We start from the raw sequence: 24,164 nt of genomic DNA on the forward strand, positions 1-24,164 counted from the left end.
AAACCAGAAAAGCCCCTGCTGCATGCTAGGGGCGTTTGAGAAAGTACGACGACGATGAAAACCAACCGGATTTCTTTTCAGGGTGAAGCGGGTGCCAATTCCGATACGGCGTCACGCAACATGTTTCCCGGTATGGAGCCTTTGCCGTGTCCGACTTTTGAAGACGCCTTCAACGCGGTCGAGACCGGCGCTGCCGATCTGGCGATGATTCCGATCGAGAACACGCTGGCGGGCCGTGTTGCGGATATTCATTATCTGCTGCCATTGGCCGATATGCATATTGTTGGCGAATATTTCCTGCCGATTCATTTTCAGCTGATGGTGCTTCCGGGCGTCAAGCGCGAAGAAATCAAGACGGTACACAGCCATATCCATGCGCTGGGCCAGTGCCGCAAGGTCATCCGCCAGAATGGCTGGAAGCCGGTCATTGCTGGCGATACAGCGGGTGCTGCACGCCTCGTTGCCGACACGCAGGACCGTTCGATGGCTGCCCTTGCACCGCGTCTGGCCGCCGATCTCTACGGTCTCGATATATTGGAAGAAAATGTCGAGGATGCGGAAGACAATGTAACCCGCTTCGTCGTTCTTTCGAAGGAAAAGCAATGGGCCCCGCGCCCGGAAAACGGCGAACGCATCATGACGACGTTCGTCTTCCGCGTGCGCAACGTTCCGGCAGCGCTTTACAAGGCGATGGGCGGCTTTGCCACCAACGGCGTCAACATGACCAAGCTTGAGAGCTATCAGATCGGCGGGCGTTTCATCGCCACGCAGTTCTATGCCGATATCGAAGGACATCCGGAAGACCGCAACGTGCAGCTGGCTTTGGAAGAACTCGAATTCTTCTCCAAGGAAGTGCGCATTCTGGGCGTCTATAAGGGCAGCGACATTCGCGGCACGCAATTGCTTGCCGCCGAATAATTCAGAAAATATCGGGCGGAATCAGTTTTCCGCCCATGCCTTGATCAGATGGGTTGCGATGGCGCCGGATGGCGGCACCCGCAGCCCATTTTCATGTGTACCCGCCAGCATGCTGCGGACTTCCTGCTTGCCGAACCAGCGGCCGTCTTCCAACTCCGAGCGGTCGATGGTGAAGTCGTCCGACAGCACTTCGGCATGGCAGCCGATCATCAGCGAATAGGGAAACGGCCAGGGCTGGCTGGCGTGATAGCCGACACGACCAATGGCGAGCCCCATTTCCTCCTGGCTTTCACGACGAACTGCCGCTTCGATGGTTTCGCCATGTTCGATGAAACCGGCAAGGCAAGAATAGGAACCGGCGGCAAAATGCGGACTGCGCGCCAGAATGCATTTGTCACCGCGCACCGGCAGCATGATCGCCACCGGATCGGTGCGCGGAAAATGCTCGGCCCCGCAATTCGGGCATTGGCGCTTGGCCCCACCGGCCCGCATTTCGGTCTTTGTTCCGCAACGCCCGCAGAAACGATGGTTGTTGTGCCATGCCGTCAGCGCTGCCGCCTGCGCCAGCGCGCCAAGCAGATCGGGTGAAACCAGCCCTTCCATATAGATGCTGCGGTAGTCCTGTGCCCGGAATGGCGCTTCCAGAGTTTCAGGATCAATCGGCGCCATCAGGGCGACGAGCGGCGCGCCGTCCTGAAGCCCCAGAAACACCGGCTCGTGCAGATCGGGCGCGAAATCCCTGGCTTCGCTGAAGCGGAAGAGTGCGCGGGGCGTCTTCTCATCCGTATAGTCGAGCAGCAGCTTGTTGCCGCCCAGTACCATGACGCGGGTTTCAGGCAGCTCCAGCGCAGTGAAAGCCGAATCGTCGTGACGCTTTTCGGACTGGCGGTCGATGCGGTTGCCGCCAAAGCCGACAAGGCGGCTCGGTTCGATTTCCGGCAGGTCGTAGAGGCGGAAAGCCATGATGCTCTCGAATAAACGTTTGATCGGATGGGGAGGGAGTTACAGCGCCGCGCGAATGTCGGCGATCAGCTTGCGGGCGTCTTTTTCGTCATAGGTCTCACGCGTGCCATGGCCCCAGACGGGGCCGGGCCATCCGGCGTCACCCTCGTTGCGGGCGATGACATGCAGATGAAGCTGGCGCACGATATTGCCCAGCGCGCCGGTGTTGATCTTCTGGCATTCGGTGACCGTCTTCAGCGCCTGTGCAACCAGTCCGGCCTCGAAGGTCAGGATTGTCTGGTCGAGCGGCGTCAGATCGTGAATTTCGGAAAGATCGGCCCTGCGCGGCACGAGGATAAGCCACGGCCAGCGGCGGTCATTCATCAGTCGCAACTCGCAAAGGCCGAGCACGGCGACTGAAAAAGTGTCGGCATCAAGCCGTTTATCGAGTTCGAACTGTGTCATAGGTTGATTCCTACCAGTTTTTTTCGTTCTGCGCTTGCTTTTTGCGCTGCGATTGACGATATGCAGCGTGGGAGGTTGCTGGTGGACGAGCCACTCGCCAACCGGGTCAGGTCCGGAAGGAAGCAGCCCTAACGAGCCAGGCACGGGTCGCCGTGCCAGCCTCCCACCCTTTTCTCATTCGCCATTTTTTCTGGCTGTCTGGCGGCTTTTGATGGCCCTGTTGATGGACAGTGTCCGTTGTTGACGTCACTCATAGGTCCGGTCCAAACTGGCGGTCGAGAAAAAAGCGTAACAGGAAGAACGGAAGGGTCGCCATGGATACGAAATCCGCTGGCATAGCTGCCGATGGGGCCTATCGCGTTCTCGCCCGCAAATATCGTCCGCAGAATTTCAACGATCTCGTCGGCCAGGAGCCGATGGTGCGCACGCTCAAAAACGCTTTTGAGACCGGGCGCATTGCGCAGGCCTGGATGCTCACCGGCGTTCGCGGTGTTGGCAAGACGACGACGGCGCGCATTCTGGCGCGGGCGCTCAACTACAAGACCGATACTGTCGATCAGCCGACAATTGACCTCTCCACGCCCGGCGAGCATTGCCAGGCGATTATGGAAGGCCGCCATGTCGATGTGATCGAGATGGACGCCGCCTCGCACACCGGTATTGACGATATTCGCGAGATCATCGAACAGGTGCGCTATCGCCCGGTCTCGGCGCGCTACAAAGTCTACATCATCGACGAAGTGCACATGCTGTCCAATCAGGCCTTCAACGGCCTGTTGAAGACACTTGAAGAACCGCCGCCGCATGTGAAATTCATCTTCGCCACCACCGAAATCCGCAAGGTGCCGATCACGGTGCTGTCACGCTGCCAGCGCTTTGACCTGCGCCGCATCGAATCGGGCACGCTGGCCCAGCATTTGCGCCGTATTGCGGAAGCCGAGCAGATCGAAGTCGACGACACGTCGCTCGCCATGATTGCGCGAGCCGGCGAAGGCTCCGCCCGCGATTCGCTGTCGATCTTTGATCAGGCCATTGCGCATGGCGCCGGTCAGGTCAGCGCGGAAGCCGTGCGCTCCATGCTGGGGCTTGCCGACCGCGCCCGGATCATCGATCTCTTCGAAATGCTGATGCGCGGCGATGTGGCTGCCGCTCTTACCGAGTTTCGCGCGCAATATGACGTCGGTGCCGACCCTTCCGTGGTGCTGACTGATCTTGCGGACTTCAATCATCTGGTGACGCGCCTGCGCTTCACGCCCGATGTGGCGGAAGATGTGTCGCTGTCGGAAGATGAACGCGTGCGCGGTCGCGATTTTGCGCAAAAACTGTCGGTGCGCGTATTGTCTCGCACCTGGCAGATGCTGCTCAAGGGCATTTCGGAAGTCGATACGGCAACCCGTCCGGTACAGGCTGCCGAAATGTTGCTGATCCGTCTGGCGCATGCCGCCGATCTCCCGACGCTGGACGAAGCGTTGCGCGGCCTCGAAAACGGTTCCGTTTCCGCAGGGCGCTCGCAGCCTTCGGGCAATCCACGGTCGGGTGGCAATGGTGCGCCGGAAGCACGTTTCGCCGCCGATGCCGTCGGTTCGGCCTCCATGGCATCCGCCTCGGGCGGACCGGCCACGGCTATGCGCATCGTGGAAACGGCTCCGCAACCGGTTCAGCCGCCTGCTCCGCAGCCCATTGCCGAGAGTGCGCCGCAGCCTTCCGTGCCGGTCAACAGCCTGAACGACATCGTTGCGATGGCCGACAAGCATCGCAACATGCAGTTCAAGATTCTGGTCAAGAACTGTGTGCGTCTGGCGTCCATCGCGCCTGGACGCCTTGAAATCGGCCTGACCGACGATGCGCCGAAATCGCTGCCGAGCGAAATTGCGCAACATCTGTTGAACTGGACTGGCATTCGCTGGGTGGTGACTGTGGCGCGTGATGTTGCGAGCCAGACCGTTGCCGAAGCGGAAACGGAGCGTCGCGACAATCTCGTGACCGACGCCCGCGCCGATCCGGATGTAGCAGCCATTCTCGCAGCCTTTCCGGGCGCGAAAATCACCGACGTGCGTATAGCCGTGGCGGAACAGAACGATGACGAGGACATTGACCTCGACGCCGTTGCTGAAGTGCCCGGCGTGCCGTCTGAAGACGACTGAATTATCGAAGACTATGGAGTAAACCCATGCGTGACATGATGGGCATGATGAAGCAGGCGAAGGAATTGCAGGCCAAGATGAAGGCCATGCAGGACGAAATCGCCAATCTTGAAGCCACGGCCTCTTCTGGCGGCGGTCTGGTGACGATCACCTTGTCCGGCAAGGGCACCTTGTCGGCACTGAAGATCGATCCGTCGCTGGCCAAGGAAGACGAGGTGGAAATCCTCGAAGACCTGATCATCGCGGCGCATAACGATGCCAAGGCAAAACTGGAAGCTGTGATGGCTGAGAAGACACAGTCGCTGACGGCGGGTCTTCCGATTCCTCCGGGTTTCAAGCTGCCGTTTTAAGGCAGTAGGGGAATAAGGCAGTAGGGGAGTATGTTTGGTCGGCTGATTGCCGCCATGTCGCATATTCCCTCATTCCTTTCCCCTACTCACTTATTCCCCTATTCCCCTATTCCCTTACTCCCTTAGGCATATGTCCAAACGAATCGCCGGTCCTGAAATCGAACGTCTGATCCAGCTTCTGGCCCGCGTACCGGGTCTGGGGCCGCGTTCGGCGCGCCGTGCGGCGCTGCATCTCATCAAGAAGAAAGAAGCGCTTCTGGTGCCGTTGGGCGGCGCCATGCAGGAAGCTGCCGAGAAAGTGCGCATCTGTTCCTGCTGCGGCAATGTCGATACGTCCGATCCCTGCACCATTTGCACGGACGAGCGCCGCGACCCGACCACGCTGATCGTGGTGGAAGACGTCTCCGATCTCTGGGCGCTGGAACGGGCGGGCACGATGAATGTGCGCTACCATGTTCTGGGCGGTCGCCTGTCGCCGCTCGATGGCATCGGTCCCGACGATCTCAACATCAAGGGGCTGGTGGAGCGTGTGGCAACCGGTGAGATCAAGGAAGTGATTCTCGCGGTCAATGCGACCGTCGAAGGTCAGACCACCGCCCATTATATTACCGATCAATTGGCAAATTTCGAGGTTCGCGTCACACGGCTCGCTCATGGCGTGCCGGTGGGTGGCGAACTCGATTATCTGGATGAAGGCACGCTGGCTGCCGCCTTGCGAGCACGAACCACCCTTTAGTTATTCGGGAGAAAAACATGGCAGCAAGCCGTTGGAAGCATGCTTTGAAAATTGCTCTGGGTCTTGCCGTCATTCTTGCTGTTTCTCCTGCCGTCGCAGCGCCCTCCAAGGCGCAGGTCGAAGGCCAGTATCGCAACTGGATTGAGCGGGATCTCTGGCCGGAAGCAAAGGCGGCGGGTGTTTCCCGCGCCGTCTTTGATCAGGCTTTTGCGGGCGTGACGATCAACTGGAAATTGCCCGATCTGGTCATCCCCGGTGAAAAACCGTCGACGCCGAAAGAGCAGAAACAGGCCGAGTTCGGCGCACCGGGTAAGTATTTCAATGCCAAAACCATGGAGTCGGTTACGAGCGGCGGTCAGGCGCGTTACAGCCAATATGCCAGCCTTCTGAAACGCATCGAGAAGAAATATGGTGTTCCGGGCCCGATCATCGTTGCGATATGGGGCCGTGAATCTGGTTTCGGCACGGTCAAGATTCCCTACAATGTGTTTGAGGTTCTCGGCACAAAGGCCTTTATGGCGACGCGCAAGGACATGTTCCGCAAGGAGCTGATCGCCGCGCTCGAAATCGCTTCGAAAGGCTATATCGACGAAAGCGCTATGAAAAGCTCCTGGGCTGGCGCGCTGGGCCAGCCGCAATTCATGCCGACGTCCTATCTCAAACATGCCGTCGATTTCGATGGCGACGGCAAGCGCGACATCTGGAATTCGGTGCCGGATACGCTGGCTTCTATCGCCAATTACCTGAATTTGCATGGCTGGCAGAAAGGGCGTGACTGGGGTTTCGAGGTCAATGTCCCGCAGAGCGTGTCATGTTCGCTAGAAGGCCCGGATCAGGGCAAACCGATTGCCGAATGGTCCAAGCTTGGTATCACCCGCGTCAACGGCAAGGCATTTCCCGCTGGTGAAATGAAGGGCGAAAGCTTTTTGCTCATGCCTGCCGGCCGCTTCGGCCCAGCCTTCATCGTGAGCCCAAATTTCTACGTGCTCAAGGACTATAATATGAGCGATCTCTACGCGCTCTTCATCGGCCATGTCGGCGACCGCGTTGCTTATGGTGCGGGTGATTTCCAGCAGTCATGGGGCAATGTCGGCACGATGTATCGCTCGGATATCGGTGCGATGCAGAAGCGCCTGCAGGCACAGGGCTATGATGTTGGCAAACCGGATGGGTTGCCGGGCTTCAAGACGCGCCGCTCGATTGGCTTGTGGCAGGCAAAGAACGGCATGGCTTCGACTTGCTTCCCGCAGCCTGAACTGTTGCGTCAAATACGCTGACTGGAATCAGAGCCAATCACATCGGCAATGGCCTGCAGCGCTTTTATATTATAATGGCATTTATGTAATAAACTAATGAGACCTTCTGTCCTGCACTTGATTGTTTAAGTATTTTATCTTAATGTTGGGATATATTTGCGATATTATTTTTATATTACGAAGGTAAAATTTGCAGAGCTGTATGGATTTCGCTATATCGGCTGCCGATTCTTTTGCTCACGTTCGTATTATAAACGGAATTGGCATTGGTTTATGCCTTTCCAGAATACTCGTATTTTTATCTTACTTCGTTCAACATCCTGGAAAACATAGGGTTTCTATCCTTCACTTCCTTTGGGTCTTTTATATATTCCTATTCATAATAGAATATTGGTGGGGGTTTCTGAATTACAAATCCGAAATCGGATATGGGTATCTATCATATGTCATAAGTATAATTAACGTATTCGGAATATATTTCTTTTGTGTCATAATGACGCCGTCTGATGTTTCTGAGTATGGCGATTATAAAAATTATTTTCTGAAAAAAAGGTATTGGATATTTTTTATCTCTGTCATTATGGATTCTATAAATTTCTTCAACGATTTCTTCATATATAAGCATGATAATATTTACTATTATTCTTTATTGAATGTATTATTCTATGTAGCCATGTTTTTGTTTATTTATTTCAGATCTATAACCTTTCAGTATCTGTCGATCATTTCTCTCATCGTTATTCAATTCGCTGAATTCCTTTCAGATCTATAACTGCATTCCCATTGAGCGGGTTAATTTTCATCGGTGATAAGCTGCAAGAATGCGCTCAGGGCCTTTGTGCCGTGCCGCTCCTTATGCGTGATAAGTAAAAACTGGCGTTGCGGCAGGGCAAAGTCCGCCTTGACGAGCGTGCCGGCGGTAAGGTGAGGCGCAGCTACCAGTTCGGAGATGGCGGTGACATAATCACCGGAGCGCACTGCCGAACAAATCGCCTCATTGGACGGTAGTTCCAGCGCTACATTCAATCGTGCGGGGTTGTAGCCGCTGGCGCCCATCGCATCTTCGAAGACGCTGCGCGTGCCCGAACCCTGTTCCCGCAAAATCCATTTTCCTTCAAACAGCCGGTCCCAGGAAAGGCGGCCTGCGTCGCTCCATGCGTGGTCGGGGCGTGTCACCAGAATAAGCTGATCGGTTGCCACTCTGCTGATGGAAAGCGATGGGGCCTGTACGGAACCTTCCACCAGACCGATATCAGCTGCGCCGTCCTGCGTCGCTTCAGTCACGCTTTCCGTATTGCCCAGTGTCAGGCGCACTTCGATCATCGGATAGGCGCTGTGAAATCGCGCCAGAAAGGGCGGTAGCCAGTAGCTTGCGATGGTCTGGCTGGCGTGGATCGAGAGGATGCCGCGCTTGCCGCCGCCAAATTCCGACAGCATACGTTCGGCAGAACGCGCGCGCGCCAGCGTTGCGCGCGCCTCATCGAGAAACAGACGACCGTCGCCGGTCAGTTCGATGCGGCGACCGATACGGTTGAACAATGTCGCGCCATAACGTTCTTCGAGATTGCGGATCGCCGAACTGACTGCTGATGGCGTCAAATGTAGCGCCTCGGAGGCGCGGGTCAGGTGCTCGCGCTCCGCAACTTCAATGAAAATACGCAGTTGTTCCAGGGTCATAGCATCAACCGTTCGATTTAATAGAACGATTTATGCCATATAATGAAATGGATTGAACAGAGAAAATAAGGCATCAAATCGGAATGGAATTCTCTTTCGATATGAAATGCCGATAATGACATACTCAAAAACCCAGAACATCCTCCCCGGACTTGCACTCAGCATCGGTGTCGCCGCAGTGGCCATCGGTCTTGAAAAGATCGAGGCGCATTACGCTGGCAGGGCTTGGCTTGAAGCGCTGGTGATTGCAATTCTGCTCGGAACGATGGTGCGCACGTTCCTACGTCCGGGCAAGCAGTTCAGCAAAGGCATCGGCTTTTCGGCAAAGATGATTCTGGAAATCGCTGTGGTGCTTCTCGGCGCATCCATCAGCGTCAGCGCGGTGATCGCGGCAGGTTCCGGCCTTATTCTTGGCATTGCCTGCGTCGTGGTGGTGGCGATAGCCTTGAGCTATGGTATCGGGCGACTGTTGAAGCTGCCTCATCGCATGGCGGTGCTGGTAGCCTGCGGCAATTCGATTTGCGGCAACTCGGCCATTGCGGCAACGGCGCCGGTCATCGGAGCTGAAAGCGAGGATGTTGCCGCCTCCATCGCGTTCACGGCAATTCTTGGTGTGGTCGTGGTGCTGTGCTTGCCGCTGCTGGTGCCGCTTCTTGGCTTGTCCCATACTCAATATGGTGTGCTCGCAGGGCTGACAGTCTATGCCGTACCGCAGGTGCTGGCTGCGACGGCTCCCGTTGCGACGATTAGTGTGCAGCTCGGCACGCTGGTTAAGCTGGTGCGGGTACTGATGCTCGGCCCGGTTATTCTGGCGCTGGCTGTGCTTGCGGGCAACAAGGATGCGGGTGCGAAGCCGGGCTTCTTCCAGTTGGTACCGTGGTTCATCATCGGCTTTCTTGCGATGATGGCGTTGCACTCGCTGCATCTTATTCCGGAAACATTGCTGCCCGGCATTCAATATGCCTCGACGCTCCTCACCATCATTTCGATGGCGGCGCTCGGTCTTGGTGTCGATGTGCGGTCGGTCGCGCAGGCTGGCGGGCGCGTGACACTGACGGCGGTGCTTTCGCTCTTATCGCTTGGCGTCATCAGTCTTGGACTGATTCACCTGCTTGGCGTCGTGTGATCGAAACGGCCCTGCCTCAAGGAGAGATCAGGGCCGTTTCCTGAACAGAGGTCAGCTCTCGATCAGAATTTATAAGCAACGCCGAGACGAATATCATTCGAGTTCATCTTCTCGTTGGCCTTGAGACCGGGAACGGCAAGATCAAGATTGCGTTTGCCGAAATCGGTGTAGCGATATTCAAAACGCGTGACGATATTGTCGGTTACCGCATAGTCAACGCCGCCGCCGACGGTCCAACCGGTCTGCGTCTTTGACTGCGAGATGAGCCGCGTTCCCAGAATGTGCGCTTTATCGCCAATATTGCCGAAAGCCGCGCCGCCAGCGATATAAGGCAGGAACCGGTCAAAAGCGTAACCCACACGTGCGCGTGCGGCGCCAGACCAACGCAATCGTGTCTTCGCCGATGCGAGGTCTCCATGGGCGATGGTTTCACCAACCGATGTCCCCGTAAAGTCGCCATCCACGCCCAGAATCACATTTGTTCCGGTGTCAAAATTATAGCCTGCATAGACGCCGCCAAGGAAGCCACCCATGTTGCCCTTGAAGGCAGCTGCCGGGTCCACCAATAATTTCGAAGACGCCCAGCCATAGCCGACCTGTCCGCCAATGTAAGCGCCACTCCAGTTGAAGTCCGTGGCAATCGGCGCGGCTGGCGCCAGAGGTGTTTCCGGAACGATGGCATCCGCAGCGTGGGCGCCAGTGGCCAGTAAAGCTAAAACTCCGGACGCGATAATGGAAATTCTTGCACCCAATATAGTTCTCCTAAATATAGTAAAGCAAATATAAGAAACAATTCGAGATAAATCGGATGAATGAAAGAGTCAATTCAATTTTAGAATTGATTAAAATATGATAATTCTTAATTTTATTAAATTTCAGAAGTTAAATCCCGCAATAAATTGGGGTATTCTTCATTTATCTACATCGTTGTTTGCTTATTCTGGATGAACCTAAATTCGGAGGCCGGAATACGGGCAACGGTTGCGTCCGAGGGCGCTCATAGTTGGGGTGGCGTATTGATATTACCAGACCAAGCCCGCGCCTCGCCTGAGCGCAAAGAAAAAGCCCGCCAGAAGGCGGGCTTTTCCGTGTTTACCAGAAGAGAAAAGATTAGTTCTTTTCCTGCTTCTTCAGAGCGGCACCGAGGATGTCGCCGAGCGAAGCGCCGGAGTCGGTCGAACCGTACTGAGCAACAGCTTCTTTTTCTTCAGCGATTTCGAGCGCCTTGATCGAGACCTGCAGCTTGCGGGTCTTCTTGTCGAAAGCGATGACGCGAGCGTCAACCTTCTGACCGACCGTGAAGCGTTCCGGACGCTGTTCTTCGCGATCACGCGAAAGATCCGAGCGGCGGATGAAGCTATCCAGGTCGTGATCGACCAGGCGAACTTCGAGGCCACCATCGGTAACAGCAGTCACTTCGCAGGTTACAACGGCGTTCTTGCGCAGTTCGCCCGAAGCTGCTGCTTCGCCAACCTTGTCGCCGGAAAGCTGCTTGATGCCAAGCGAGATGCGTTCCTTGTCGATGTCGACGTCGAGAACGACAGCCTTGACCACTTCGCCCTTGTTGTACTCTTCGATAACCTGTTCGCCTGGACGGTTCCAGTCGAGATCGGAGAGGTGAACCATGCCGTCAACGTCGCCGTCGAGACCAATGAACAGGCCGAATTCGGTCTTGTTCTTGACTTCGCCTTCAACAACGGTGCCGGTCGGGTACTTCTGAGCGAACGTCGTCCACGGATTGTCGAGGGTCTGCTTGAGGCCGAGCGAGATACGGCGCTTGACCGGATCAACTTCGAGCACAACGACTTCGACTTCCTGAGTGGTGGAGAGAATCTTGCCCGGATGGACATTCTTCTTGGTCCACGACATTTCGGAAACGTGGATGAGGCCTTCGATGCCCGGCTCGATTTCCACGAATGCACCGTAGTCGGTGATGTTCGTGACAGTGCCGGTGATCTTTTTGCCGATCGGGTACTTCGCGCCGATGCCATCCCAAGGATCGCTCTCGAGCTGCTTCATGCCGAGCGAGATACGATGGGTTTCCTGGTTGATGCGGATGATCTGCACCTTGACCGTCTGGCCGATGGTGAGGATTTCCGACGGATGGTTGACGCGGCGCCATGCCATGTCGGTAACGTGCAGGAGACCGTCGATGCCGCCGAGGTCAACGAACGCACCGTAATCGGTGATGTTCTTGACGACGCCTTCAACAACCTGACCTTCTTCAAGGTTCTGGACGATTTCCGAACGCTGTTCCGCACGGCTCTCTTCAAGAACGGTACGACGCGAGACAACGATGTTGCCGCGACGCTTGTCCATCTTGAGGATTTCGAACGGCTGCGGGACGTGCATGAGCGGGGTGACGTCGCGGATCGGACGGATGTCGACCTGCGAACGCGGCAGGAAGGCAACAGCGCCGTCGAGGTCGACGGTGAAACCACCCTTGACCTGATTGAAGATCACGCCGTCGACGCGCTCGCCATTGGCGAACTTCTGCTCGAGCTTGACCCAGCTTTCTTCACGACGTGCTTTTTCGCGCGAGAGAACAGCTTCGCCGAGAGCGTTTTCGATACGCTCGACGTAAACTTCAACTTCATCGCCCGGCTTCAGCGTGCCGTCTTTGCCCTTTGCGCCGAATTCCTTCAGCGGTACGCGGCCTTCGACCTTCAGACCGGCGTCGATGATCGCCATGTCCTTTTCGATGGCGACGATGCGGCCCTTGACGACATAGCCTTCAGCAAGATCGTTTTGCGCGAAGGATTCTGCCAGCAGGGACTCGAAATCTGCGCGGGAGGGGTTGGATTGAGACATATATACTCCTGATGCATCCGGAAAATTCATCGGATGCGGCGCCGGGGGTTCGTGTTGTACACTGTCCGACCTCGGCTCCGTCTTTGCAGACAACCGGCGCGTGGAACGCGAAGTCAGACTATTCATTATTCGGCATGACCTTTCTCGAAAACCGTTTCGCAGCTTTCGAGGCCATGTTCTATCAGAGCAGCCTATATAGGACTGTTCTGGCATTTTTCCAGCATTTCCGGGGCAAATTCAGGCCAAACAGCCCTAATATGCCTGATCATCATGCCTTGTGACGCGCGAGAGCCTCATCAATGAGGTTTTTCGCCGCCAGAAATGCCGCTTCTATACTCATTTCGCTTGTATCAAGCAAGTGCGCGTCTTCAGCAGGGCGCAGCGGAGAATCAGTACGGTTGGTGTCACGCTCGTCACGCTTCTTCAGATCGGCGAGAATTTCGCCAAGATCGGCAGCGCCGCCCTTCGAAACGATCTCGTCAAAACGCCGCTCCGCACGCACTTCCGGCGAGGCGGTGACGAACAGCTTTATCTCCGCCTTGGGGCAGACCACGGTGCCGATATCGCGACCGTCGAGAACGCTGGCCGGAAGGGCCGCCGCAAAATGGCGCTGGGCTTCGACAAGCGCACGCCGCACGGCTGGCATGACCGCTACCTTGGAGGCGGCCTCGCCGATATCGTGCGCGGAAAGCACGGTCTTGTCCATTTCGCGTAAGTCGAGATGACGTGCGGCATCGGCGGCCAGCAATTCATCATCGAGCGGCAGGTTCTTGTCGAGAAGCGCCTTGGCGACTGCACGATAAGTCAGCCCGGTGTCGAGATGCGGTATGCCGTAATGTGTGGCGATGCGCCGGGCAAGGGTTCCCTTGCCCGAGGCTGCCGGTCCGTCGATGGCGACGATGAATGGCTTCATTCGGCTTCGCTCGGCTCGATCTTCGCGCCCATTCCCGTCATGAGGTCCATGAATTCCGGGAAGGAGGTTGCAATCATCGTGCTGTCGTCAACGGTCACAGGCTTTTCCGATGCGAGGCCCATTACGAGGAAGCTCATCGCGATACGGTGATCGAGATGGGTTGCGACGACACCGCCGCCGAGCCCCTTGCCGTAAGGGCGTCCGCGAACGGTCAGCGACATCTCGCCTTCCGTGCAATCGACGCCATTGACTTCAAGGCCGCGAGCAACGGCCGCCAGACGATCCGATTCCTTGACGCGCAGCTCATCAAGCCCGTCCATCACCGTTTCGCCTTCAGCGAAACTCGCGGCGATGGCCAGCACCGGATATTCGTCGATCATCGAAGGCGCGCGTTCCGGCGGAACGGTGACGCCCTTCAGTCGGGACGATTTCACGCGCAGATCGGCGACATCTTCACCGCCGGCAAGGCGTTCATTGAAGACTTCGATATCCGCGCCCATTTCCTGCAAGGTGAGGATCAGGCCCGTGCGGGTCGGGTTCATCAGAACATTGCGGATCGTGATATCCGAACCTTCGACCAGCAGCGCCGCTACCAGCGGGAATGCCGTCGAGGACGGATCGCCCGGAACATCGATGGTCTGGCCGATCAGCTTGCCCTGTCCGGTAATGCGAATATGGCGCACGCCGTCGTGATCGGTTTCGACGGTCAGGTCAGCGCCAAAGCCTTGCAGCATCTTTTCGGTATGGTCGCGGGTCATGACCGGCTCGATAACCGTCGTGACGCCCGGCGTGTTGAGGCCGGCCAGCAACACTGCCGACTTCACCTGCGCTGACGCCATCGGCACGCGATAGGTGATCGGATTGGCGACACTCGGTCCAACAAGGGTCAGCGGCATGCGGTCGCCATCGGTCGACTTCACCTGCACACCCATCTGACGCAGCGGGTCGAGCACGCGGCCCATCGGGCGGCGTGAAAGGGAAGCGTCGCCGATAAAGGCGGTGGTCATGTCATAGGTGCCGACGAGGCCCATGGTCAGGCGCGCACCGGTGCCGGCATTGCCAAAGTCGAGCGGGGCTTCTGGCTCGAGCAGGCAGCCATTGCCGACGCCATTGATGATCCAGACGTCACCGTCTTTCTCGATCCTGGCGCCCATCGCCTGCATGGCGCGACCGGTATTGATGACGTCTTCACCTTCAAGCAGGCCGGTGATGCGGGTTTCGCCCGATGCCAGGCCGCCGAACATGAAGGAGCGGTGAGAAATGGACTTGTCGCCCGGAATGCGAATTTCGCCGGCCAGTGCCTCCGAGCGGCGGGCGACTGCAGGTTTCGGGGAAGCGGAATGGGACATGGATTTTTCACTGTCGCATTTTTGGCGCGAACACGCGCCGGGATTGAGAGATAAGCGGGGCTTCACTAGCATAGTAATAGTGAGCGGTCATCCGCGAATACGCCGCTGACAGGCTGTCGGACGCTGCCATAAGAAAGAGTCTGCGTTATTCGGAGTCTTTCGCTTTGACAAATGCGCCAAATTGCGTTTATGCACCGAACAACACAGTTAAGGCGCGCACCACCCACTTTTCTCGCTATGCAACGGGCTCCGGGGTATAATAAGAACCATAGTGGTGGCCTGAGAAGCTCAGCAGGCGCGTTTTTGAAATGAATTTATGCCCCCCTTATAAAAGTGGCCACGCGCCACGGGCGTAACGGGAATAAAACTCACGAGGCTCAACGTGGCAAAAGCTGAACTTGGTACCAAGCGCATCGACCCGGAAACGGGCAAGAAGTTTTACGATCTGAATCGCGATCCGATCGTTTCGCCTTACACCGGCATCTCCTATCCGCGTTCCTATTTCGACGCGAATGCAGAAGCCCGCGTCGTAGAAGAGGAAGCCGAAGAGGAAGAACTGGATACGGCAATGGAAAAGCCGGATTTCGTTTCTCTCGAGGATGCCGACGACGAAGCAAAGGGCAGCGGCGACGATCTGCCGGATATGGGCGACGACGACGATGATGTCGATCTGGGCGACGACGATGACGACACCTTCCTCGAAGAAGAGGAAGACGAGGACGACGATATGTCGGGTATCCTCGGCGGTGGCGTCGGCGGCGACGACGAAGAAGGCTGATCCTTCGGGAACCGCTTCGAATTTTTGGAATTGTAGAAAGGGCAGCCCAGCGGGCTGCCCTTTCTTTTTGGCGTGACAAGGGAGCGCTTTCCACAGCCTCCGGCGGCGGATGCGGGCATTCGGCAAATTATTTTCGCAGATGTGAAAAGAGTTGCGATTTAGCTCTTGATCTTCTGGCAAACGCCATTTAATAAGCCGCCACACCAGACAGCAAGTTCTGTCTGGCCCACCTCGAAAGAGGTCTGATGGGGCCATAGCTCAGCTGGGAGAGCGCCTGCATGGCATGCAGGAGGTCAGCGGTTCGATCCCGCTTGGCTCCACCAAATTTTCCCAATCGAAAACTTCAAAACGCTTTTTGATCAGCAAACTTGCTGTTGGTTCAATTCGGCTTTCGTCGAATTTTTGCAATTAAGTTCATTTCACGCTCGACTTTATCGCAGAAGCAGATACTGACATTGCCTAATAAGTATTTGTGCGATGTTTTGAAATGAAGAGACTTCCTGATTTCGACGGTCTTCGGTTTTTGTTATGTGCTGGGATCGCATTTTTTCACTATTCTTTTCAGTTCCCCATAGGTAACGAACAGATACATTCTGTTATATTAACTTTTGCTTATTTTACCGATATCTTCTTTGTCCTATCCGGATTGTTTCTGGCGCTTCGTTCCAATTACGACTGGAATCTTGTCCGCTATGCCTCCTTCATTGGCAAGCGGCTTGCGCGAATCTACCCGTTGCATGTGGTCGCGTTTTCGTGCTTCGCGCTGATATCGCTGCTGGCAGCGGCGGGGCTGTTTCACCCATCAACTCCACCCAATATGAACTGGCGAGACGGCCTGGCTCAGTTGCTGCTCGTTCACAGCTGGGGAATGGGGCAGAGCCTTTCCTACAATTATGTCAGCTGGTCGCTCAGCGCGCTTTTCCTGATGTATTTGTGCTTCCCGCTGTTCGACTGGCTCTGCAAGCGCTTTGGCGATTGGATGCTTGTTCTGGTCGTCGCGGCGTTACTCGGCGGCGAATATGCGGCGCGGATGCTGGCGACCCCCTCGCTGACACGGGTGCAGTTTGCCGATCTCGGCGTGCTTCGTGTGCTGCCGTCCTTCCTGTTCGGCATGTGGCTTGCACGACAGCAACACGGCGACTTGCCGAAGACCTTCATCAAACTCGCGCTTGCCACCTGTCTGGTGGTCTTCCTGTTCTATCATCCGGTAAGCGGAATGCCGGACACGGCAACGCTTGAGGGGCCGTGGCGGCTCGTTTTTCTCTATGTCAGCGTCTATGTGCTTTTCGCCGCCAGCCGGCAGAATCTCTACACGCCATTGCAATGGAGCGGCTTCGTGAAGATGTCGCGCTATAGTTTCGGTATTTTCATACTCCACCCGCTGGTCGGCGGGATCTTTTTCAAAATGCTGCCCGGTAGTTGGGGGCAAACGACATTCAGTGCAATTGTGCTGATCAGTATGGGCGTTCTCGTCAGCATTGCTGCCGCCATCGTCGCATGGCATATGTTTGAAAATCCGGTTCATCGCTGGGCGGTGCGGCGCATCGATATGTGGGCGGACAAGCAGAATGAAAACGCAAGAGTGATGCGCCGACGCGACGCATGAGTCTGAAAAGCATGGACCTGCCGGGAAGTCTATTTTAGAAAACTCTGACGACGCAGCCCGCGACAGGTTATTGGCTGCGTCTGTTTCAGGGAGGAATGATGAGCACCGAGGCAGTTTCCACGCAGTTTTCGCAGGATCATCCGTTATGGCAGCCAGATGCGCAGCGCATCGCAGCCAGCACGCTGGAGCAATTTCGCATTCGCGCTGAACAGCGCACCGGCCTTGATCTGTCGGATTATGCGGCATTGCATCGTTGGTCGGTGGAAGATCGCGCGGGATTCTGGACGCTCATCTGGGATTTCTGTGGCGTTATCGGTGAGCGCGGCGAGACGGCCCTTGTCGACAAGGGACACATGCGCGAGGCGAAATTCTTCCCCGAAGCGCGTCTCAATTTCGCAGAGAATCTTCTCCGTCAGCAGGGGCATGAAGACGCCATTGTGTTTCGCGGCGAGGACAAGGTCGAGCGTCGCCTGAGCTGGAATGATCTTCACGCGCTGGTTTCAAAGCTCCAGCAATTCATGCTGTCGGAAGGTGTTGAGCCCGGCGACCGCGTTGCGGGCATGATGCCCAATATGCCGGAAGCGGTTGCGCTAATGCTGGCTGCAAGCTCCATCGGCGCCGTCTGGTCGTCGTGCTCGCCGGATTTCGGCGTACAGGGTGTACTCGACCGTTTCGGCCAGATCGAGCCAAAACTGTTCTTTGCCTGCGATGGCTATTGGTACAATGGCAAGCGCATCGACGTGGCCGACAAGGTTGCGCAGGTAACGGCAAAGCTACCGGGACTGCGAAAGTCAGTGATCGTATCCTATCTGGGCGAAGCGGAAGCCGTCGCCCAGAAAGCCGAGAAGGGCGTTGCGCTTGACGAAGCACTGAGCGCCTTTGCCGCCAAGCCTGTCGAATTCACGCGCCTGCCTTTCGATCACCCGATCTATATTCTGTTTTCTTCCGGCACGACCGGCATTCCGAAATGTATCGTTCATCGCGCTGGCGGGGTGCTGTTGCAGCATCTGAAGGAACAGCAGCTCCATGCGGATATCCGCGAAGGCGACCGCTTCTTCTATTTCACCACGTGTGGCTGGATGATGTGGAACTGGCTTGCCTCAGGCATCGGTTCTGGCGCCACATTGCTGCTCTATGACGGCTCGCCTTTCTACCCTGATGGCAATGTGCTGTTCGATTATGCCGCCGCCGAAGGCATGACCTATTTCGGCACGTCGGCGAAATTTATCGATGCCGTGCTGAAAGCCGGACTGAAGCCCGGAGAGACGCACGATCTCTCGGCGCTGCGCACCGTTTCATCCACCGGTTCGCCCTTGTCGCCGGAAGGTTTTGCCTTCGTTTATGACGCGATCAAGCCGGATGTGCATCTTGCGTCCATTTCCGGCGGAACGGATATCGTGTCCTGCTTCGTGCTGGGCGTGCCGACCGAGCCGGTATGGCTGGGCGAAATTCAGGGCGCGGGCCTCGGCATGGCTGTCGATGTCTGGAACGATGACGGCCAGCCTGTGCGCATGCAGAAAGGCGAACTGGTCTGCACGAAGGCGTTTCCATGCATGCCGCTGCAATTTTGGAACGATCCGGACGGAGCGAAATATCAAGCAGCCTATTTCGAGCGCTTCGACAATATCTGGTGTCATGGCGATTTTGCCGAATGGACCGAGCATGACGGCATCGTCATCCATGGTCGTTCGGACGCAACGCTGAACCCCGGCGGCGTGCGCATCGGTACGGCGGAAATCTACAATCAGGTTGAACAAATGCCGGAGATCGCTGAGGCGCTCTGCATCGGTCAGGACTGGGACAAGGATGTCCGGGTTGTGCTTTTCGTGCGGCTTGCCGCAGGCGTGACGCTCGATGACGATCTAAAGGCGCGGATCAAGACCAAGATCCGCACCGGCGCAACGCCGCGCCATGTTCCGGCAAAGATCGTTGCAGTTGCGGATATTCCGCGCACCAAATCCGGCAAGATCGTCGAGCTTGCCGTCCGCGACATTGTGCATGGCCGTGACGTGAAAAACCGTGAGGCATTGGCCAATCCGGAAGCTCTGGAGCTTTATCGGGATGTTGCCGAGCTTCAGGAGGATTGATCGAGAGCATTTCCAGCAAAAGTGTGAAGCGGTTTTGCGTTCGGAAATGCGAAAAAAAGTCTGAACCGGCGACGAAGGTCGCCGGATAGTATGCGCAACAAAATTGCGTTATCCGGCAATAAATAGCCACAGAACGCCGCGTAAAGCCATTGCCTATTTGGCCGCCACGGGACACTCTGACCAAACATAACCGTCTTGCGAAAGGCGGATACCGGGCAGAACTTGTGGAGGACGAGTATGTTTGCTTCGGGCATGAATTTCGGTCTTGGCGAGGAGATCGAAGCCCTTCGTGATACTGTGCGCCGTTTCGCTGAAAGCCGCATTGCGCCGCTTGCCGCCGAAACCGACCGCAATAACGCATTTCCCATGCATCTGTGGCGTGAACTGGGTGAGCTTGGTGTGCTCGGCATCACCGCGCCGGAAGAATATGGCGGCGCGGGTCTGGGTTATCTTGCCCATTGCGTGGCCATGGAAGAGATCAGCCGCGCCTCGGCCTCGATTGGCCTCAGCTATGGCGCGCATTCCAATCTCTGCGTCAATCAGCTCAAGCGCAACGGTTCGCCCGAACAGCGCGCGAAATATCTCCCAAAGCTCATTTCCGGCGAACATGTCGGCGCGCTTGCCATGTCTGAGCCGGGGGCCGGTTCCGACGTTGTTTCGATGAAACTTCGCGCTGAAAAGCGGGGCGACAGATATGTTCTTAACGGCAACAAAATGTGGATCACCAACGGCCCGGACGCGGATGTGCTGGTGGTCTATGCCAAGACCGATCCGGCGGCTGGCTCGCGCGGGATCAGCGCCTTCATTGTCGAAAAAGGTTTTGCCGGTTTTTCGACAGCGCAAAAGCTCGACAAGCTTGGTATGCGCGGTTCTAACACCTGCGAGCTGGTTTTCGAAAATTGCGAAGTGCCGGCTGAAAATCTGCTCGGCGAGGTCGGCAAGGGCGTCAATGTGCTGATGTCCGGTCTCGACTATGAGCGCGTGGTGCTGGCGGGCGGTCCGCTCGGCATCATGGCGGCCTGTCTCGATGTCGTGGTGCCTTATGTGCATGAGCGCAAGCAGTTCGATCAGCCGATTGGCGAGTTCCAGCTTATGCAGGGTAAGCTTGCCGACATGTATGTGACCTTCAACGCCTCGCGCGCCTATACTTATGCAGTGGCGGCGGCCTGCGACCGGGGCGAGACCACGCGCAAGGATGCGGCTGGCTGCATTCTTTATACCGCGGAAAATGCGACCCAGATGGCGTTGCAGGCAATCCAGTCGCTGGGCGGTAACGGCTATATCAATGATTATCCGACCGGGCGTCTGCTGCGCGACGCCAAGCTTTACGAAATCGGTGCAGGCACGTCGGAAATCCGGCGTATGCTGATCGGACGGGAATTGTTTCAGGAGACCCGTTAATGCCGGTTCTGAAATCCGAGATATCGACGCGCGGCACTACCTATCAGGCCAACCGCAAAGCCATGCTTGAGGCCATCGATATCGTGGCCGAGGCGTCTCGCCTTGCCATTGATGGCGGCGGTGAGAAAGCGCGCGAACGTCACATTTCTCGCGGCAAGCTGCTTCCCCGTGACCGCGTTGCGCAATTGCTCGATCCGGGTTCGCCCTTTCTGGAAGTCGGATTGACTGCGGGGCACGGCATGTATGGCGGTGCGGCTCCGTCCGGCGGCATCATCACCGGCATCGGGCGCGTATCGGGTCGCGAATGCATGATCGTCTGCAACGATGCGACGGTGAAGGGCGGCACCTATTACCCGGTGACCGTGAAAAAGCATCTGCGCGCGCAGGAGATTGCGGGCGAAAATCGCTTGCCCTGCATTTATCTGGTTGATTCCGGCGGGGCCAATCTTCCCAATCAGGACGAGGTATTCCCGGATCGCGACCATTTCGGACGCATCTTTTATAATCAGGCGCAGATGTCGGCAGCGGGTATTCCGCAGGTCGCCGTGGTCATGGGGTCATGCACCGCAGGCGGCGCTTATGTGCCCGCCATGAGCGACGAGACGGTGATCGTGCGTAATCAGGGCACGATCTTTCTGGCCGGTCCGCCGCTGGTGAAGGCTGCAACCGGCGAAGTGGTGACGGCGGAAGATCTCGGCGGCGGCGACGTGCATACAAGGCTCTCCGGCGTGGCCGATCATCTGGCCAATGACGACGCCCATGCCTTGCAGATCGCGCGCGCCATCGCGGCCAATCTCAACAGCGAAAAATGCTCCTTTATCCCCAAGGGCGAGGGTGCTGCTCCGCTTTACGACCCGGAAGAACTGCTTGGCGTGGTTTCTGCCGATACGCGCATTCCCTATGATGTGCGCGAAGTGATTGCACGGCTGGTCGACGGCTCGGATTTCGATGAGTTCAAGGCGCGCTATGGCGCCACGCTGGTTTGCGGTTTCGCGAGCATTTACGGCATGCCGGTCGGGATTATCGCCAATAATGGCGTGCTGTTTTCCGAAGCGGCAACCAAGGGCGCGCATTTCATCGAGCTTTGCTGCCAGCGCAATATTCCGCTGATTTTCCTGCAAAATATCACCGGCTTCATGGTCGGGCGCAAATATGAGGCCGAAGGCATCGCCAAGCACGGCGCAAAGCTGGTGACGGCGGTGGCGACGGCCAATGTGCCGAAGCTCACCATGCTGATTGGCGCATCCTATGGCGCGGGCAATTACGGCATGGCGGGGCGGGCCTATTCGCCACGCTTCCTGTGGACCTGGCCGAACAGCCGCATTGCGGTGATGGGCGGCGAACAGGCGGCGGGCGTACTGGCAACCGTCAAGCGCGACGGGATCGAACGCACCGGCGGAACATGGTCGGCGGAAGAGGAAGCGGAGTTCAAGCGCCCGACACTCGAAATGTTCGAGCGCCAGAGCCACCCGCTTTATGCCTCTGCGCGACTTTGGGACGATGGTGTCATCGATCCGCGCAAGTGCCGCGAAGTGCTGGGACTGTCGCTTTCCGCAACGCTGAACGCGCCGGTCGAGCCGACGCGTTTTGGCTTGTTCAGAATGTAGAGGGCGATCAGATGTTTGGGAAAATACTGATTGCCAATCGCGGAGAAATTGCCTGTCGGGTCATCCGCACTGCGCGTGAATTCGGTATTGCCACGGTGGCGATCTATTCGGATGCGGATGCCAGTGCGCTGCATGTGGAAATGGCCGATGAGGCCGTTCGTGTCGGCCCGGCGCTTTCGGCGCAAAGCTATCTGAATATTGAGGCGATCATCAAAGCCGCACTGGAAACCGGCGCGGAGGCAATTCATCCGGGCTATGGCTTTCTCTCGGAAAATGCCGGATTTGTCGACGCCGTCGAGGCGGCGGGTCTCACCTTCATAGGCCCATCGGCGAAAGCCATCCGCGCCATGGGGTTGAAGGATGCTGCCAAGGCGTTGATGGAAAAGGCCGGTGTGCCGGTCGTTCCCGGTTATCACGGCGACAATCAGGATGGCGCTTTCCTTAAAAGTGAGGCGGACCGGATCGGTTATCCCGTGCTGATCAAGGCACGCGCAGGCGGCGGCGGCAAGGGCATGCGTCGTGTCGATCAGGCGGCGGATTTTGCAGCGGCGCTGGACAGTGCGCGTCGCGAGGCCGAAGCGTCGTTCGGTGACAGCGCCGTGCTGGTGGAAAAATACATGACCAAGCCGCGCCATATCGAAGTGCAGGTCTTCGGCGATAATCACGGCAATGCGGTGCATCTTTTCGAGCGCGATTGTTCGCTGCAACGTCGCCACCAGAAAGTGATTGAGGAAGCGCCGGCGCCCGGCATGACGCCGGATATGCGCGCGGCGATGGGCGAGGCTGCAGTGAAGGCAGCCTTGGCCATTGGCTATTCCGGCGCAGGCACGGTGGAGTTCATTGCCGATGTGTCAGAAGGGCTGCGGCCTGACCGGTTCTTCTTCATGGAAATGAACACACGCTTGCAGGTGGAGCATCCGGTGACGGAGGCGATCACCGGCCTCGATCTGGTCGAGTGGCAATTGCGCGTGGCCTCGGGCGAAACCTTGCCGAAGCGACAGGACGAACTCGCCATCCATGGCTGGGCCTTCGAGGCTCGTCTTTATGCCGAGGACCCAGCCCGCGACTTCCTGCCTGCGACAGGCAAGCTTGCGCTATTTGCTCCGCCGGAACAGGTGCGCACCGATTCCGGCGTGCGGTCCGGCGATACGATCACACCGTTCTACGATCCGATGATCGCCAAGATCATTGTCCATGGCCGCAATCGCGACGAAGCGCTGAACCGGCTGGATACGGCGCTGGACAAGACCCGCATTGCCGGTCTTGTCACCAATCGCCAGTTTCTGTCGGCACTCTGCAAGCTGGATGCTTTTCGCAGCGGCGATGTCGATACCGGGCTGATTGCGCGGGAAGCGGCACATTTGTTTGCCGATGAGCGGCCCTCGGAAATCGCCTTTGCACTGGCGGCATTGACGGCGCTCGATCTTTTGGATGCGCCGGCAAAGAATGATCCATGGACCAGCCTGCGCGGTTTCCGCCTTTGGGGCGATGCATCGCGGTCGGTCACGCTGGATCATCAAGGTGATCGCCGGACGATCCGCTTCACGATCGATGAACAAGGGCATTTCGGCTTCGACTTCGGCTTGGTCGAAATCCGCAGTCACGAAAACGGTGTGGTCCGGTTCGGCCTGGATGGTCGTGTGGCGCAAGCATCTGCTGTGCGGATCGGTCAGGATGTGACGGTGCAGTTCGACGGGCGCGACACCATATTTCATCATGTGCTGTCTGCCGGAGCGGAAGACGATGTTGCCACCGAAAGTCGCATTCTGGCGCCGATGCCGGGACTGGTTCGGCTTGTATCCGCCGTGGAGGGCGCAAGCGTCGCCAAAGGCGATCCGCTGGTGACGATGGAGGCGATGAAGATGGAACTGTCACTGACCGCGCCGCGCGACGGCAAGGTTGCGACGGTGACGGTCGCAGCGGGCGATCAGATCAAGGAAGGCGCGCTGCTTGTCGAACTCGAGTATGATCCCGAAAAGTGGGAACCGTCTTCGCGGG

General features: G+C 57.2%; 18 protein-coding genes, 1 tRNA gene, 1 other RNA gene and 1 pseudogene. 14 read left to right on the forward strand and 7 right to left on the reverse strand.

What is annotated here, in order from left to right:
• Nucleotides 1-54: 54 nt before the first annotated feature.
• Entirely contained in the window at nucleotides 55-918 is an 864-nt protein-coding gene (locus QBD01_RS01725; RefSeq protein ID WP_138784002.1) for a prephenate dehydratase, read from the forward strand.
• A 21-nt stretch (nucleotides 919-939) separates the two neighbouring features.
• Here the strand turns inward: QBD01_RS01725 and nudC are convergent, their stop codons facing one another.
• Nucleotides 940-1,881 (reverse strand): NAD(+) diphosphatase, encoded by a 942-nt coding sequence (nudC, locus tag QBD01_RS01730; protein WP_280991366.1) that lies wholly within the window; start codon nucleotides 1,879-1,881, stop codon nucleotides 940-942.
• A gap of 39 nt (nucleotides 1,882-1,920) precedes the next feature.
• Nucleotides 1,921-2,325 (reverse strand): HIT family protein, encoded by a 405-nt coding sequence (locus QBD01_RS01735; protein WP_182519078.1) that lies wholly within the window; start codon nucleotides 2,323-2,325, stop codon nucleotides 1,921-1,923.
• Nucleotides 2,326-2,395: 70 nt separating this feature from the next.
• Here QBD01_RS01735 and ffs point away from each other — a divergent pair.
• From ffs to QBD01_RS01760, 5 genes are all read left to right on the forward strand, one after another.
• Nucleotides 2,396-2,492: signal recognition particle sRNA small type (gene ffs / locus QBD01_RS01740), an RNA gene on the forward strand.
• A 147-nt stretch (nucleotides 2,493-2,639) separates the two neighbouring features.
• Nucleotides 2,640-4,469 carry a DNA polymerase III subunit gamma/tau gene (locus QBD01_RS01745; protein ID WP_280991367.1) on the forward strand — a complete coding sequence of 610 codons (1,830 nt, stop codon included), beginning with the start codon at nucleotides 2,640-2,642 and terminating at the stop codon, nucleotides 4,467-4,469.
• 26 nt (nucleotides 4,470-4,495) lie between these two features.
• Nucleotides 4,496-4,819 carry a YbaB/EbfC family nucleoid-associated protein gene (locus QBD01_RS01750; RefSeq protein ID WP_078337775.1) on the forward strand — a complete coding sequence of 108 codons (324 nt, stop codon included), beginning with the start codon at nucleotides 4,496-4,498 and terminating at the stop codon, nucleotides 4,817-4,819.
• 130 nt (nucleotides 4,820-4,949) lie between these two features.
• Nucleotides 4,950-5,555: a recombination mediator RecR gene (gene recR, locus QBD01_RS01755; protein WP_078337776.1), complete on the forward strand. Its 606-nt coding sequence runs from the start codon at nucleotides 4,950-4,952 to the stop codon at nucleotides 5,553-5,555.
• Between the two features lie 17 nt (nucleotides 5,556-5,572).
• On the forward strand, nucleotides 5,573-6,832 hold the full coding sequence (locus QBD01_RS01760) for a lytic murein transglycosylase (RefSeq protein WP_280991368.1): 1,260 nt from the start codon (nucleotides 5,573-5,575) through the stop codon (nucleotides 6,830-6,832).
• Nucleotides 6,833-7,603: 771 nt separating this feature from the next.
• Here QBD01_RS01760 and QBD01_RS01765 read toward each other — a convergent pair.
• The gene (locus tag QBD01_RS01765; protein WP_280991369.1) at nucleotides 7,604-8,488 is read right to left on the reverse strand and encodes a LysR substrate-binding domain-containing protein; all 885 of its coding nucleotides are present in this window, start codon (nucleotides 8,486-8,488) and stop codon (nucleotides 7,604-7,606) included.
• Nucleotides 8,489-8,594: 106 nt separating this feature from the next.
• Between QBD01_RS01765 and QBD01_RS01770 the strand changes: the two genes are divergently transcribed.
• Entirely contained in the window at nucleotides 8,595-9,614 is a 1,020-nt protein-coding gene (locus QBD01_RS01770; RefSeq protein ID WP_280991370.1) for a YeiH family protein, read from the forward strand.
• Nucleotides 9,615-9,676: 62 nt separating this feature from the next.
• On the opposite strand, the gene QBD01_RS01775 is transcribed toward QBD01_RS01770, so the two are convergent.
• From QBD01_RS01775 to aroA, 4 genes are all read right to left on the reverse strand, one after another.
• A complete protein-coding gene (locus tag QBD01_RS01775) occupies nucleotides 9,677-10,366 on the reverse strand; it encodes a porin family protein (protein WP_280991371.1) in 690 nt (229 codons plus the stop codon).
• 358 nt (nucleotides 10,367-10,724) lie between these two features.
• Nucleotides 10,725-12,425 carry a 30S ribosomal protein S1 gene (gene rpsA / locus QBD01_RS01780; RefSeq protein ID WP_109368076.1) on the reverse strand — a complete coding sequence of 567 codons (1,701 nt, stop codon included), beginning with the start codon at nucleotides 12,423-12,425 and terminating at the stop codon, nucleotides 10,725-10,727.
• A 268-nt stretch (nucleotides 12,426-12,693) separates the two neighbouring features.
• Entirely contained in the window at nucleotides 12,694-13,338 is a 645-nt protein-coding gene (gene cmk / locus QBD01_RS01785) for a (d)CMP kinase (RefSeq protein ID WP_280991372.1), read from the reverse strand.
• On the reverse strand, nucleotides 13,335-14,687 hold the full coding sequence (gene aroA, locus QBD01_RS01790; protein WP_280991373.1) for a 3-phosphoshikimate 1-carboxyvinyltransferase: 1,353 nt from the start codon (nucleotides 14,685-14,687) through the stop codon (nucleotides 13,335-13,337). Before aroA ends, cmk begins: the two co-directional genes overlap by 4 nt.
• 382 nt (nucleotides 14,688-15,069) lie before the next feature.
• Between aroA and QBD01_RS01795 the strand changes: the two genes are divergently transcribed.
• From QBD01_RS01795 to QBD01_RS01825, 7 genes and pseudogenes are all read left to right on the forward strand, one after another.
• Nucleotides 15,070-15,465: a TIGR02300 family protein gene (locus tag QBD01_RS01795; RefSeq protein WP_182519087.1), complete on the forward strand. Its 396-nt coding sequence runs from the start codon at nucleotides 15,070-15,072 to the stop codon at nucleotides 15,463-15,465.
• 247 nt (nucleotides 15,466-15,712) lie between these two features.
• Nucleotides 15,713-15,788: transfer RNA gene (locus QBD01_RS01800), tRNA-Ala, on the forward strand.
• A gap of 164 nt (nucleotides 15,789-15,952) precedes the next feature.
• On the forward strand, nucleotides 15,953-17,071 hold the full coding sequence (locus tag QBD01_RS01805; protein WP_280991374.1) for an acyltransferase: 1,119 nt from the start codon (nucleotides 15,953-15,955) through the stop codon (nucleotides 17,069-17,071).
• A 98-nt stretch (nucleotides 17,072-17,169) separates the two neighbouring features.
• Nucleotides 17,170-19,158 carry an acetoacetate--CoA ligase gene (locus QBD01_RS01810; protein ID WP_280992082.1) on the forward strand — a complete coding sequence of 663 codons (1,989 nt, stop codon included), beginning with the start codon at nucleotides 17,170-17,172 and terminating at the stop codon, nucleotides 19,156-19,158.
• A 252-nt stretch (nucleotides 19,159-19,410) separates the two neighbouring features.
• The gene (locus QBD01_RS01815; protein ID WP_280992083.1) at nucleotides 19,411-20,559 is read left to right on the forward strand and encodes an isovaleryl-CoA dehydrogenase; all 1,149 of its coding nucleotides are present in this window, start codon (nucleotides 19,411-19,413) and stop codon (nucleotides 20,557-20,559) included.
• Complete coding sequence (locus QBD01_RS01820) at nucleotides 20,559-22,166, forward strand: carboxyl transferase domain-containing protein (RefSeq protein ID WP_280991375.1); 1,608 nt, start codon at nucleotides 20,559-20,561, stop codon at nucleotides 22,164-22,166. Before QBD01_RS01815 ends, QBD01_RS01820 begins: the two co-directional genes overlap by 1 nt.
• Nucleotides 22,167-22,177: 11 nt before the next feature.
• A pseudogene (locus QBD01_RS01825) lies at nucleotides 22,178-24,130 on the forward strand (acetyl/propionyl/methylcrotonyl-CoA carboxylase subunit alpha); the annotation flags it as partial.
• Nucleotides 24,131-24,164: the final 34 nt, after the last annotated feature.

Origin of the sequence: Ochrobactrum sp. 19YEA23 (assembly GCF_029909865.1) — a bacterium.
GTDB lineage: Bacteria > Pseudomonadota > Alphaproteobacteria > Rhizobiales > Rhizobiaceae > Brucella > Brucella gambitense.